We start from the raw sequence: 12,303 nt of genomic DNA on the forward strand, positions 1-12,303 counted from the left end.
GTTTGATCAGTCTGGCAAGGGGATGAATTCATCCTTGTCGGTCGGTGGCAGTTGGAAGCGGCCATGCTCCCAGTCGCCCGCCGCCCAGGCTTCCTTGGCGGCCTCGATCTTTTCTTTCGACGAGGCCACGAAATTCCACCAGATATGGCGCGGGCCGTTCAGGGTCTCGCCGCCCAGCAACATCAGCCGCGCGCCCGCCGGACCAGCCTTGACGGTGATCGCGTCGCCGGGGCGGAACACCATCATTTGCCCCGATTGGAACAGATCGCCCGCCACCTCGATCGAGCCTTCGGTGACATAGATCCCGCGATCCTCGTGATTGTCGGGCAGCGGCAGTTTCGCGCCCGCTTCCAGAATCGCATCGGCATAGAACATCTCGGAAAAGGTCTTGACCGGCGCGACCTCGCCCCAGGCGTTGCCCAGGATCAGGCGCACCTGCTTGCCGTCGCCCTCCAGCAGCGGCAGGGCCGTCTGTTTGTGATGCTCGAAATCGGCGTCCATTTCCTCGGCGTGTTCGGGCAGCGCCACCCAGGTCTGAATGCCGAACAGCTTGCTGGGCCCCTTGCGGGTCTGGGCGCTGGTGCGTTCGGAATGGGTCACCCCGTTGCCGGCGATCATCCAGTTCACCTCGCCCGGGTAGATCATCTGATCGGTGCCCAGCGAATCGCGGTGCTGAAACTCGCCCTTGTAGAGATAGGTCACCGTCGCCAGACCGATATGCGGATGCGGGCGCACGTCGATGCCCTGGTCGGTGATGAACTCGGCCGGGCCCATCTGGTCGAAGAACACGAAGGGGCCAACCATGCGCCGCCGGGCGGCGGGCAGGGCGCGGCGGACCTCGAAATCGCCGATATCGCGGGCGCGGGGCACGATCAGCGTCTCGATCGAGTCGAGGTTGTCGGCACCGGGGCAGCTTGGCTCCAGAGAGGGGTTCCAGCTCATGGCGTGTCCTTTCGTTGGGGTTACCGCGTGGCCTTCAGCGCGCGCGTCGTGGAGATCAGTTGGTCAATCGTGGCTTTCAGCATACCGTGCTGGCGCTCGTCCTTCAGTGCGCCGCGCTCGTCAAAGGCGCTCAGGCCATGCGAGATGGCGACCTGACTTGGCACCACGGTGACGCCGATATTGCCCAGCATCATGCGCAGAGGCACAAGGCCGCGCAAACCGCCCAAGGCCCCGGACCCAACCGCGCCCAGCCCCGCAACCTTGCCTTTGTAGGCCCAAAGTGCGGGCTCATCCGGCGTATCGCGCCGCGAGATCCAGTCCAGCGTGTTCTTGAGCAAGGGCGAGATCGAGCTGTTGTATTCCGGCGAGGCAAGGAACAGGCCGTCATGCTCGACAAACACCTGTTTGAGCCGTTTGGCGGTGTCGGGCAGGCCGGATTCGGCCTCCAGATCGCCGTTATAAAGCGGCATGTCATAGTCTTTGAGGTCGATCAGCGTGACATCGGCGCCGGCGTCTCGGGCGATACTCGCGGCCAGCGCCGCGAGTTTCGAGTTGGTGGACCCGGTCCGGGTGCTGCCGGAGACCATGAGAAGTTTGGGCATGACGGGGGCTTTCTGTTTGGGCAAGGGTCTTGCTTATGCCTTCAAGATAGTGGGGATGAAACCGTCGACCACTGGCAATTTGCGCAGGGCAAAGGCGCCGCCGCCCTGAACGGCGACCGCAACCGCCAGAAGCACCAGCAACAGCGGGAATTCCCAGCCGCCACCTTCGGCGCTGAACACCCAGGCGTTTCCGGCATGAACCCAAAGCGCGCCCAGCAGAACCGGGATCGACAAGATCGCCGCCAGCCGCGTGTAGAGCCCCAGGACAATCGCTGCGCCGCCGACGATTTCGGCAAAGATCGTCAGATAGGCAGCGACCGGCGGCAACCCGAGGCTGGCGAAATAGCCGACCGTGCCGGGGATGGTGAACACCATCAGCTTGAGCAGGCCGTGGGCCAGAAGAATTCCGCCGAGTGAGAGGCGGGTGATGAAAGCGCCGGTGTTCAGGGTGTCGGTCTGTGTCATGGTCTTGCTCCAAGGATGTGGTTTCTGTCTGACCCGTAGATTGCATTTCCTCATCCGATTGATAATACTGCCATTCAGAAGTTAACTCATTCCAAAAGGTTGATAATGTAGATGGACCATCTGTCCCGCGTTGGCGTTTTCATTGCCGTGGTAAAAGCCAGCAGCTTTGCCGGTGCCGCGCGGGCGCTGGGCCTCACCAGTTCGGCGGTTTCCAAGCAAATTCAGAACCTTGAGCAGGATTTGCAGGTCAAGCTGCTGAACCGCACGACGCGCAATGTCTCCGTCACCGAGGAGGGTGCGCTGTATTTTGAACGCGCATCGCGGGCGCTGGAGGATCTGCAAGAGGCGCAGGAACAGATTTACGAGCTGAAATCACGCCCCCGGGGTCCGCTGAAGGTCAGTTTCCCGCAGAGCCTCGGCATCAAGTATTTCGGCCCGGCGATCGCCTCGTTTGCCATGCAACACCCGGAGGTCGAGCTGGACGTCAGCCTCAACGAGCGGTTCGTCGATATTGCGCATGAGGGGTTCGACCTCGCGGTGCGCATCGGGTCGCTCAAGGATACCTCGCTGATCGCGCGGCGTCTGGCGTCCTGCCCCTTTGTGCTGTGCGCCAGCGCGGGCTACCTTGCCGCGCAGGGCACGCCCCGCACCCCGGCGGATCTGGCGCATCACAATGTGCTGGCCTACACCGGCAATCAAGGCGTGCACGAATGGCGTTTCGAGGATGCGTCGGGTCAGATCGGTCAGGTCGGGCTACAGGGAAACTTCAAGTCAGATTCGGGCGACATCCTGTGCAGCGCGGCGGTGCAGGGCGTCGGCATGACCATTCTTCCGGTGTTTTACGTCGCCGAACACCTCAAGGCGCAGGATTTGCAGGTGGTCTTGCCCGACTACGTCACCTCACCCAAACGCGAGATTTACGCGGTGTTCCAGCCGAACCGCTTTCAATCCACGCGGCAGCGGTTGTTCGTGGATCACTTGGTCTCAACGTGCAAAAACCTGCCGTGGGAAGGCTGATCCGAGGCCCGCCATCCGCCACGGGCCTCTTTCGCGCCATGCTCATCGCGTTCGGTCGGCGGGGGCAACGCCCCCCCGTGCGACCCGTGTCGCACGCCGCCGAGCGGGGGCTCGATGCCCCCCGAGGCGGCCCACCCCCAAACTCAGCGGCGCGAACGCACCATGCCAACGATATCCAGCGTGCGCTCCAGGATCGGCGTCGCAATCGCCGCCGCGCGGTCGGCGCCGTCGCCCAGAATGCGGTCGATCTCGGCCGGGTCCTGCATCAGGCGCTGCATCTCGGTCGAGATCGGCGCGAGGGTCGCCACCGCCAGATCCGCCAGCCGCGGCTTGAACGCGCCGAACCCCTGGCCCGAGAATTCCCCCAGAACCGCCTCTTTGCTCATGCCCGACAGCGCGGCATAGATGTTCACCAGATTGCGCGCCTCGGGGCGCTCAGAAAGCTCGTCCATCGTCTCGGGCAGCAGCTCGGCGTCGCTTTTGGCCTTGCGGATTTTCGAGGAAATCTTGTCGGCGTCATCGGTCAGGTTGATGCGCGCATTGTCCGAGGGGTCGGATTTCGACATTTTCTTGGTGCCATCGCGCAGGCTCATCACGCGGGTCGCCGCCCCCTCGATCACCGGCTCGGTGATCGGAAAGAACTCGACGCCATAATCGTGGTTGAACTTGGCGGCGATGTCGCGGGTCAACTCGACATGTTGTTTCTGATCCTCGCCGACCGGCACATGCGTCGCGTGATAGACCAGAATATCGGCGGCCATCAGCGACGGATAGGCAAACAACCCCAGCGAGGCCTGTTCGGTGTTTTTCCCCGCCGTCTTGTCTTTCCACTGCGTCATGCGGTTCATCCAGCCCATGCGCGCCACGCAGTTGAACACCCAGCCCAATTCCGCATGTGCCGAGACCTGCGACTGGTTGAACAGGATGGATTTCGCCGGGTCCAGACCCGCCGCCAGATAGCCCGCCGCCAACTCGCGCGTCTGGTGGCGCAGGGCGGCCGGGTCTTGCCAGACGGTGATCGCGTGCATATCGACCATGCAATAGATCGTCTCGATCCCCTGATCCTGCATATCGACGAACCGTTTGATCGCGCCCAGATAGTTGCCCAGCGTCAACCCGCCCGAGGGCTGGATGCCGGAAAAAACGCGGGGTTTGAACTTTGCGGGGGCGGCGTCGGCCATTGACTGCACTCCGTGGTGGAAAAAACTGTTTGTCTCGCTTATCGCTGGCAGGGCGGGGCGTCAACAGAACCCCAAAGGGAGCAGCCCATGACCGACGATGACCGTGATCCGCTGGCCGATCTGAATGCCTCGCCGCTGAACCCCTTGCCGGGGGTGATCTGGCTGGTTCTGCTGGTCATTCTGGGCATCGAGGCGGTGCTTTGGGCGGGCGGGGCCGGGTTGGTCGGCGGGCCGCAGGCGGTTGGTTGGCGCATCGAGACCATCCAGCGGTTCGCCTTTTCCAGCGGCATTCAGGACTGGATGCTGCAGAACTGGCGGTTCCCGACGCAGCATCTGATCCGCTATTTCAGCTTCAATTTCATCCACGGCACGCCGATGCACGCGCTGTTCGGCGTGGTTCTGGTGGCGGCGCTGGGCAAGACGGTCGCCGAGTCCTTTGGCGCGGCGCGCTTTGTGGTGCTGGTTCTGGTGGCGCCATTGATGGGCGCGGCGATCTTTGGCCTGATCACCCGCGCGGATCATCTGGGCTGGCTGTTTGGCGCGATGCCGATGGCCTTTGCCTTGGTCGGCGCGTTCACCTGGATCAAGTGGCGTGAGGCGGCGGGCGACCGCACCAAGCAGCGCCGGGCCTTTGCGATGATCGGTATTCTGGTCCTCGCGCGGCTGGCGTTCGGCCTGCTGGCCGAGGCAGGCCCGGCGTGGATCGCCGAGGTTGCCAGTTTCGCGCTGGGCTTTGCCGGATCGGCGCTGGTTCTGGGGCCGGGCAGTTGGGCGCGGCTGCGGGAGCGGATTTGCGGCTGACGGATTCCTTGCCCTGGTCCCGCAATACGTTAGATTGACGATCAAACGCATAGCAGGAGTGAACACATGGGTTGGATTGCCAGCATCATCATCGGTGGTTTGGCGGGGTGGATTGCCTCGAATATCATGAAAACCGATACCGGGATCTTGATGAACATCATTCTGGGGATTGTCGGCGCGTTTGTCGCGAATCTGATCTTCGGGTTTCTGGGTGTCAGTTTCTCGGGCATCATCGGCAACCTGATTGCCGGTCTCGTCGGCGCGATCATCCTGATTTACGGTTATCGCGCGATCAAGAAATAGGCGCGCGCCAGAATGGGCCTCAGGCCTCGCCTTTGCGGCGCATGGCGGATTTGAAATCGGACGGGCGGAACGCGCCGATCACCATGCCCGCGCCGAAATAGCTGACCATCCCGGCCAGCACCAGCAACAGCAGGCCAATATAGCGCCAGCCCGCCGCCATCAGCAGTGGGTTCAGCGCCAGATTGGCCCCCCAGATGACCACGCCCATGATCAGCGACGCCAGCAGGATGCGCGGCGCGCGGGTTTTCAGCCGGGTGTCGAACCGGACCGCCTCGCCCATGCTGCGGCTGCCGGACCACAGTTGCCAGACCATCGCCCAAGCCGCCACCGACGTGGCCACGGCGGCGGCGATATAGCCGACCACCGGCGCCAGACCCACCGCCAGAACCGCGTTCACCACCATCGCCACCAGCGCGTAATAGAACGGGCGGCGGGTGTCCTCGCGGGCGAAATACAGGGGTTGCAGAACCTTTTGCAGCACAAAGGCGGGCAGGCCCACGCCATACACCGCCACGGCCAGCGCGGTGGCGGTGGTATCCTCGGGGCCAAAGCGGCCACGCTCGAACAGCACCGACACCAAGGGCACCGCGACCACCACCAGCGCCACCGCCGAGGGCAGGGTCAGCGCCAGCGCGAATTCGGTGGCGCGGTTGAACGAGGCGCGCGATCCCGCCAGATCCTCGGCCTTGAGACGGCGCGAGAGGTCGGGCAGCAGCACCACGCCAATGGCAATCGCCACGACACCCAACGGCAGTTGATAGAGGCGGTCGGCGTTGTACAGCCAGGCCACGGCCTCGCCGAAATAGCTGGAGACCTGGCGCCCGACCAGCAGGTTGATCTGCACCACGCCGCCCGCCAGCATGGCCGGTGCGGCAATGATCGCGAGGCGCTTCATCTCGGGCGTCCAGCGCGGCAGGCGCGGCAGCAGGGTGATGCCGGCGCGCTTCGCGGCCCACCAGACCAGCAATAGTTGCGCGATCCCGGCGATGGGCACCGCGCAGGTGATCGCCAGGCCTGCATCCCAGCCCATCACCGGCACCAGGGCCAGCGTACCGATGAAGATCACGTTCAGCAACACAGGTGCTGCGGCAGCGGCGGCAAAGCGCCCGGTGGCGTTCAACACCCCCGAGGCCAGCGCGGCCAGCGAGATAAAGAAGATGTACGGAAAGGCGATGCGCCCGAAATACACCGCAAGGTCAAACCGTTCATCGCCGCGAAACCCCGAGGCCATCGCCAGCACCAGCCACGGCATGAACACCTGCGCCAGCAACGTGATCGCCAGCACGATGGTGGCCAGTCCCGACAGGGCCTCACGCGCGAAGTCCTGCGGATTGTCGCCGGCTTCGTATTTCTTGGAGAACATCGGCACGAAGGCGGTGTTGAACGCGCCCTCGGCAAAGAAGCGGCGGAACATGTTGGGCAGCGAAAACGCCACGATGAAGGCCTGCGCGGCGGGGCCGGTGCCCAGCGCCGCGGCGATCCAGGCGTCGCGCACAAAGCCCAGGATGCGACTGGCCAGCGTCCAGCCGCCGACGGTGGCAAAACTGCGGATCAGGCGGATTGGCGTCATGCCTGCGTCGCCCGTTTGGTGCCGGTCTCGATCGCTTCCAGCAGCTTTTTCTCCAACGAGTCGCGCCGTGACTGGGCGTGCAATTTGAAGCCGAACATGTCCTTGACATAGAAGGTATCGACCACCTGCACGCCATAAGTGGCGATCACGGCGCTGGCGATATAGATGTTGTTGGCGGCCAGGGTGCGGGTCAGATCATAGAGCAATCCGGGCCGGTCGCGGGTATCCACCTCGACGATGGTGTAGATTTCCGACCCCTCGTTGTCAAAGGTGATGCTGGTCGGCACGCGGAACTGGCGCTCGCGTTTCTTGACCTTGTCGCGGGTTTTCAGCACCTCGGTGGCGATGACCTCGCCGGCAAAGGTGCGCTCGATCATCTTGCGCAGCTTGGGCAGGCGGTCTTGTTCATAGGGGTGGCCCTCGGAATCCTGAATCCAGAATACCGCCGTCGCATAGCCGTCCTTGGAGGTATAGGTGCGCGCATCGACGATATTCGCGCCGACAATCGCCAGCGCCCCCGCCAACCGCGAGAAAATCCCCGGATGATCGGCCAGCGCAAAGGCGGCGCGGGTGGCGTCGCGTTCAACATCGGGGTGCAGGTCGATGCGGATTTCGGTGTCCCCCAGACCGCGCAGCAGATTGGCAAAGACGACATGCGTTTCGGTCGGCATCCCTTGCCAATAGGCCCCGTAATGGCGCGCGGTCTCAACCCGCAGATCGGCGCGCGGCCAGTCAGACAGGGCCTCGCGCAGGGTGCGCTTGGCCTCGTTTTCGCGATGCGAGAAATTCAGCGCCTCGACGCCTTGCTCCAGCGCGACGGTGGTGTCGGCGTGCAATTGGCGCAGAAGCATGGCTTTCCAGTTGTTCCATGTCCCCGGCCCGACGCCGCGAATGTCGCAAACCGTCAGCACCGTCAGCAGGTCCAGCCGCTTCTTGCTTTTCATCACCTTGGCAAAGTCGCGCACCGTGCGCGGGTCGCCGATATCGCGTTTCTGCGCGACGTCGGACATCAGCAGGTGATTGCGCACCAACCATTCGACGGTTTCGCATTCCTCGGCGTTCAGGCGCAGGCGCGGGGCCACGCGACGGGCAATCTGCGCGCCCAGGATCGAGTGATCCTCGGGCCGGCCCTTGCCGATATCGTGCAGCAACAGCGCCACATACAGCACCTTGCGATTGACGCCTGCATCCAGAATGGCCGAGGACAGCGGCAATTCCTCGATCAACTCCTTGCGCTCGATCTGCGCCAGAGTGCTGATGCATTGAATGGTGTGCTCGTCGACCGTGTAATGGTGGTAGACGTTGAATTGCATCATCGCGACGATGGGTTCGAATTCAGGAATAAAGGCCGACAGCACGCCCAATTCGTTCATCCGCCGCAGGGCGCGTTCGGGGTTGCCGTGTTTGAGCATCAGATCGAGGAAAATCCGCACCGCTTCGGCATTCTCGCGCATCTCGTTGTCGATCTTGTCGAGGTTCGCCGCAATCAGGCGCATCGCGTCGGGGTGGATCATCAACCCGGTGCGCAGCGCTTCTTCAAAGATGCGCAGCAAGTTGATCGGATTGGCCAAAAACGCCGCAGGCTCGATGATGTTCAGGCGGTTGAGGTCCACGCGATAGCCCGGCTTGACCTTCTTGCGCCGCCGCAGCAGCCCCAACAGATCCGGCATTTTCTTGACATGCCGCGTTTCCAGCCCGGTCAGGAAGATGCGCGTCAACTCGCCAACCTGCGTGGCGTGGCGGAAATAGGCCTGCATGAAATGCTCGACCGCGCGCCGCCCGCCGTGGTCGGTATAGTGCATCCGCTCGGCCACATCGGGCTGCATATCAAAGGTCAGTTGATCGACGGGCCGGTTGGTCAGGTGATGCAGATGGCAGCGCACCGCCCACAGGAAGGTCTCGGCATCGCGAAAGCTCTGATATTCGGCCTCGGTGAAAAACTTCTGGTCGATCAACTCGATCGCCTTGTCGACATTGTAGATATATTTGGCGATCCAATACAGGGTTTGCAGGTCGCGCAGCCCGCCTTTGCCCTCTTTGACATTGGGCTCCAGCATATAGCGCTGGCCGCCCTGCTTGGTGTGGCGCTGATCGCGCTCGGCCAGTTTGGCCTCGATGAATTCGCCCTCGGTGTCTTTGAACAGATCGGTCCACAGCCGCTCTTTCAACTCGGCGGCCAGCGCCTCATTGCCGATCAGGAACCGCTGCTCCAACAGCGCGGTGCGAATCGTGTAATCCTCGCGACCAAGCCGCAGGCAATCGTCGATGGTGCGGCTGGAATGACCGATCCGCAGCTTGAGATCCCACAGGATATAGAGCGTGGATTCAATCACGCTTTCGGCCCAGCCGGTGATTTTATAGGGCACCAGAAACAGCAGATCGACGTCGGATTGCGGGGCCATTTCGGCGCGGCCATAGCCACCGACCGCCAGCAGCGCGATGCGTTGCCCCTCGGTGGGGTTGGGATTGCGATGCAGATAGCGCTGCGCCACGTTCAAGGCGCAGGTCACCATGATATCGGTCAGCCATGTCTGGCCGCGCACGAACGAGCGCGCGTTCAGCGGTGCGGCCTTGAGCGCCGCCTCAAGCGCCTTGTTCCCCTCGCGCAAGACCTCGAGCAATGTCGCGACGGTAAAGGCGCGGATGTCGCGCGCTTCGGTCAGCGGGGCAAGCCCGAGGGTGAGCCGTTGATCCAGGGCCTCAAGGTCGCAAATCTGCCCCTCAGGGCAGATCAGCGGCTCATCGGGGGCCGGGGGTTCGGCGAAAAGCGGGATTGCGGAAACGGGGGCTGCGGAAACGGGGGCTGCGCAAGCGGAGTTTGCGGGATCGGTCGGCGCCACAATACCCTCTTACGAGCCCGAGCCCGCAAAGCTGCGCGGTGCCGGTTCCAGGATCACCACCGCATTGTCGCGGATCGTTGCCAAGGCCAGCCCGCGCTGATTGGTGCCGTCCGGCATCAGGCGAAAGATCCCGTTGACGCCGACAAAGCCCGAGCCCTGCGTCAGCGACGCGCGGGACAAGGCCTCTGGTCCGCCGGTGCCCAGCAAGGCACCAATCGCGGCGATCCCGTCATAGGCAAGCCCGGCAATCGGGTGCGGAGCCTCGCCGTAGGCGGCGGTAAAGCGCGCCTCGAATTGCCCGGTCAGGGCCGGGTCGGGCATGGTGAACCAACCCTCTTGCAACCCGCGCAGTTGCAGTGTCGCGGGGGGCACGTTCCATTGCGTGATGCCCATGAACTGAAACTGAGGCGGCGCGATGCGGTTATCGGGCAGCAGTTGCGACAAGATCGGCAAAGCGCCCGCACTGTCGGCCGTGAACAGCACCGATTGCGCGCCCGAACTGCGCGCGCCCGAGGCAATGGCGGGCAGCGCGTTGACAATGCCTTGCTGCGAGAATTCATAGGTTTCCGAGCCGACGATGCGTGCGCCGGTGCCGTCGACCGCGCGGTTGACCGCCGCCATGACCAACTGCCCCGAGGTCGTGGCCTCGCCGACCACCATCACCTGTCCGCGGTTGTTGCGGGCCGCATATTCGAACACGCGCCGCGCGGCGTTGTCAGGCGTCAGGCCCAGCACAAACACGTTGTTGCCCGCAATCGCCGGGTTGTTGGAAAAGCTCAACACGTTCAGGCCATTTCCGGCCACGGCGATGCCAACGGCACTGGCTTCGGCGCTGCGCACCGGGCCCAGAATGATCCCCGCGCCGTCATCCGCCGCCTGACGGGCCACTTGCGCGGCAATCGCCGGGTCGCCCTGTGTGTCATAGACCCGCAGGTTGATCTGCACGCCGGACAGGTCCGCAACCGCCATCCGCGCCGCGTTTTCAAGGCTGGCAGCCAGAATGGCGTCCCCCTGCGTCGCAGAGCCGGACGGCAACAACAGCGCCACCATGACGGGTTCATTCGGGTTGATCCGAGAGGTCAGGCCACCAAGGCCAGAGGGCATACAAGCGGACAAGGCCAATGCGCCGGTCAACGCCAAAAGCGCACGTCGGGTCGTGCGCGGCTGGATGAGGCTTTGGGCGTGGCGGGCTAGGGTTTTTACGAAGCGCATCGAACTCCTCACGGTGGCGGCTTGCGGCGGGCGTCGCCGCTTGCAACACTAAGGATTAGACCCGGTGAAGTAAACGTGTCAGGTGCAGTCGTATGACTCATGAGCAAGAACCCGAGCATTCCGAACCGCTGTTTGCGGCCAGCCCGCGCCGCGTGCCGTCGGGGCTGCATCTGGTGGCCACGCCGATTGGTGCCGCGCGCGACATCACCCTGCGCACGCTGGACATTCTGGCCGGGGCCGATGTGCTGGCCGCCGAGGACACGCGCAGCTTGCGGCGCTTGATGGAAATGCACGGGGTGCGCGTGGCGGGGCGGCCCCTGTTGGCCTATCACGACCATAACGGCGCACAGATGCGCCCGCGTCTGCTGGCCGCGCTGGCCGAGGGGAAATCGGTGGCCTTTGCGCCCGAAGCAGGCACGCCGATGGTCTCGGACCCCGGCTATCAGTTGGCGCGCGCGGCGATTGATGCGGGGTTTCCCGTGGTCGCCGCCCCCGGCGCCTCGGCGGTGCTGGCCGCGCTTGCGGTGGGTGGCCTGCCGACAGATCGCTTTTGTTTCATGGGCTTCGCCCCCGCCCAGGCCGGGGCGCGCAAGCGCTTCTTGGCCGAGGCCGCGTTGATCCCGGCGACGCTGGCGTTTTACGAATCCCCCAAGCGCATTCATCGAATGTTAGCGGAAGTGGCGGAAACTCTGGGCGAGACGCGGGCCTGTGCGCTGTGTCGCGAATTGACAAAACGCTATGAGGAGGTCGTGCGCGGCACCGTGGCCGAGGTGGTCGCGCAGATTGAGGGACGGGATCTGAAGGGCGAAATCGTGCTGCTGGTCGGCCGCGCGCCCGAAGGGTCTGGCGCGGCGATTGATCTTGATGGCGCCTTGCGGGCGGCGCTTGACGGGTCAACTCTGCGTGAGGCGGTCGATGACGTTTCGGCGATGACCGGGTTGCCGCGACGGCAGGTGTATCAACGGGCGCTGGCCCTGACCCAAAAGGACGACGATTGAGCGGTGCTGTCTCGTATCATGCCGGGCTTTCCGCCGAAGATCAGGTCGCGCGCGACTATGTGCGGCGGGGATTTCCGGTTGCCGCGCGGCGTTGGCGCGGAAAGGGCGGCGAAATCGACCTGATCCTGCGCGATGGCGCGGGGTTCGTGTTCGTCGAGGTCAAGAAAAGCCGCGACCACGCGCGCGCCGCCGAACGGCTGCGCCCGCAACAGATGCAGCGCCTGTTCGCGGCCGCCAGCGAATATCTGGGGCAATGCCCGACCGGGTTGGACACCTTCGCGCGGTTCGACGTGGCGCTGATTGATGCCCAAGGCCGGATTCAGATCCTTGAGAATGCCCTGAGCGGGTGAAACCTGCGCCAAGCCACGCGCG

General features: G+C 63.9%; 12 protein-coding genes. 5 read left to right on the forward strand and 7 right to left on the reverse strand.

Features of this window, described 5'->3' with window-relative positions; all coding sequences use genetic code 11:
- Positions 1–6: 6 nt before the first annotated feature.
- From VDQ28_RS09515 to VDQ28_RS09525, 3 genes are read right to left on the reverse strand one after another with little or no spacing between them, the layout of a single operon-like run.
- On the reverse strand, positions 7–942 hold the full coding sequence (locus VDQ28_RS09515) for a pirin family protein (RefSeq protein ID WP_323035715.1): 936 nt from the start codon (positions 940–942) through the stop codon (positions 7–9).
- 20 nt (positions 943–962) lie between these two features.
- Positions 963–1,544 carry an NAD(P)H-dependent oxidoreductase gene (locus VDQ28_RS09520; RefSeq protein WP_323035716.1) on the reverse strand — a complete coding sequence of 194 codons (582 nt, stop codon included), beginning with the start codon at positions 1,542–1,544 and terminating at the stop codon, positions 963–965.
- A gap of 33 nt (positions 1,545–1,577) precedes the next feature.
- Complete coding sequence (locus VDQ28_RS09525; RefSeq protein WP_323035717.1) at positions 1,578–2,009, reverse strand: DoxX family protein; 432 nt, start codon at positions 2,007–2,009, stop codon at positions 1,578–1,580.
- Positions 2,010–2,120: 111 nt separating this feature from the next.
- On the opposite strand from VDQ28_RS09525, the gene VDQ28_RS09530 reads away from it, so the two are divergent.
- Positions 2,121–3,026: a LysR family transcriptional regulator gene (locus VDQ28_RS09530; RefSeq protein WP_323035718.1), complete on the forward strand. Its 906-nt coding sequence runs from the start codon at positions 2,121–2,123 to the stop codon at positions 3,024–3,026.
- Between the two features lie 143 nt (positions 3,027–3,169).
- On the opposite strand, the gene trpS is transcribed toward VDQ28_RS09530, so the two are convergent.
- On the reverse strand, positions 3,170–4,207 hold the full coding sequence (trpS, locus tag VDQ28_RS09535; RefSeq protein ID WP_323035719.1) for a tryptophan--tRNA ligase: 1,038 nt from the start codon (positions 4,205–4,207) through the stop codon (positions 3,170–3,172).
- Between the two features lie 87 nt (positions 4,208–4,294).
- Here trpS and VDQ28_RS09540 point away from each other — a divergent pair, with 87 nt between their 5' ends.
- On the forward strand, positions 4,295–5,008 hold the full coding sequence (locus tag VDQ28_RS09540; protein ID WP_323035720.1) for a rhomboid family intramembrane serine protease: 714 nt from the start codon (positions 4,295–4,297) through the stop codon (positions 5,006–5,008).
- Positions 5,009–5,074: 66 nt separating this feature from the next.
- Positions 5,075–5,311, forward strand: a complete 237-nt coding sequence (locus VDQ28_RS09545; RefSeq protein WP_323035721.1) for a GlsB/YeaQ/YmgE family stress response membrane protein — start codon at positions 5,075–5,077, stop codon at positions 5,309–5,311.
- Between the two features lie 19 nt (positions 5,312–5,330).
- On the opposite strand, the gene murJ is transcribed toward VDQ28_RS09545, so the two are convergent.
- From murJ to VDQ28_RS09560, 3 genes are read right to left on the reverse strand one after another with little or no spacing between them, the layout of a single operon-like run.
- Complete coding sequence (gene murJ, locus VDQ28_RS09550) at positions 5,331–6,881, reverse strand: murein biosynthesis integral membrane protein MurJ (RefSeq protein ID WP_323035722.1); 1,551 nt, start codon at positions 6,879–6,881, stop codon at positions 5,331–5,333.
- On the reverse strand, positions 6,878–9,721 hold the full coding sequence (locus tag VDQ28_RS09555; protein ID WP_416349362.1) for a [protein-PII] uridylyltransferase: 2,844 nt from the start codon (positions 9,719–9,721) through the stop codon (positions 6,878–6,880). The genes murJ and VDQ28_RS09555 overlap by 4 nt, the downstream gene beginning before the upstream one ends.
- Positions 9,722–9,730: 9 nt before the next feature.
- Positions 9,731–10,933 (reverse strand): penicillin-binding protein activator, encoded by a 1,203-nt coding sequence (locus tag VDQ28_RS09560; RefSeq protein WP_323035723.1) that lies wholly within the window; start codon positions 10,931–10,933, stop codon positions 9,731–9,733.
- Positions 10,934–11,025: 92 nt separating this feature from the next.
- Between VDQ28_RS09560 and rsmI the strand changes: the two genes are divergently transcribed.
- Together rsmI and VDQ28_RS09570 are read left to right on the forward strand one after the other, a co-directional pair.
- A complete protein-coding gene (gene rsmI / locus VDQ28_RS09565) occupies positions 11,026–11,931 on the forward strand; it encodes a 16S rRNA (cytidine(1402)-2'-O)-methyltransferase (protein WP_323035724.1) in 906 nt (301 codons plus the stop codon).
- Positions 11,928–12,281 carry a YraN family protein gene (locus tag VDQ28_RS09570; RefSeq protein ID WP_323035725.1) on the forward strand — a complete coding sequence of 118 codons (354 nt, stop codon included), beginning with the start codon at positions 11,928–11,930 and terminating at the stop codon, positions 12,279–12,281. Before rsmI ends, VDQ28_RS09570 begins: the two co-directional genes overlap by 4 nt.
- The last annotated feature ends 22 nt before the right edge of the window (positions 12,282–12,303 follow it).

Source organism: Pararhodobacter sp., from assembly GCF_034676545.1.
Taxonomy (GTDB): domain Bacteria; phylum Pseudomonadota; class Alphaproteobacteria; order Rhodobacterales; family Rhodobacteraceae; genus Pararhodobacter.

Excerpts from the sequence above, each read along its gene's own strand:
- rsmI (WP_323035724.1), top strand. The coding sequence starts at position 11,026 with ATGACTCATGAGCAAGAACCCGAGCATTCCGAACCGCTGTTTGCGGCC.
- VDQ28_RS09545 (WP_323035721.1), top strand. The coding sequence starts at position 5,075 with ATGGGTTGGATTGCCAGCATCATCATCGGTGGTTTGGCGGGGTGGATT.
- murJ (WP_323035722.1), bottom strand. The coding sequence starts at position 6,881 with ATGACGCCAATCCGCCTGATCCGCAGTTTTGCCACCGTCGGCGGCTGG.
- VDQ28_RS09520 (WP_323035716.1), bottom strand. The coding sequence starts at position 1,544 with ATGCCCAAACTTCTCATGGTCTCCGGCAGCACCCGGACCGGGTCCACC.
- VDQ28_RS09540 (WP_323035720.1), top strand. The coding sequence starts at position 4,295 with ATGACCGACGATGACCGTGATCCGCTGGCCGATCTGAATGCCTCGCCG.
- trpS (WP_323035719.1), bottom strand. The coding sequence starts at position 4,207 with ATGGCCGACGCCGCCCCCGCAAAGTTCAAACCCCGCGTTTTTTCCGGC.
- VDQ28_RS09515 (WP_323035715.1), bottom strand. The coding sequence starts at position 942 with ATGAGCTGGAACCCCTCTCTGGAGCCAAGCTGCCCCGGTGCCGACAAC.
- VDQ28_RS09525 (WP_323035717.1), bottom strand. The coding sequence starts at position 2,009 with ATGACACAGACCGACACCCTGAACACCGGCGCTTTCATCACCCGCCTC.
- VDQ28_RS09530 (WP_323035718.1), top strand. The coding sequence starts at position 2,121 with ATGGACCATCTGTCCCGCGTTGGCGTTTTCATTGCCGTGGTAAAAGCC.
- VDQ28_RS09560 (WP_323035723.1), bottom strand. The coding sequence starts at position 10,933 with ATGCGCTTCGTAAAAACCCTAGCCCGCCACGCCCAAAGCCTCATCCAG.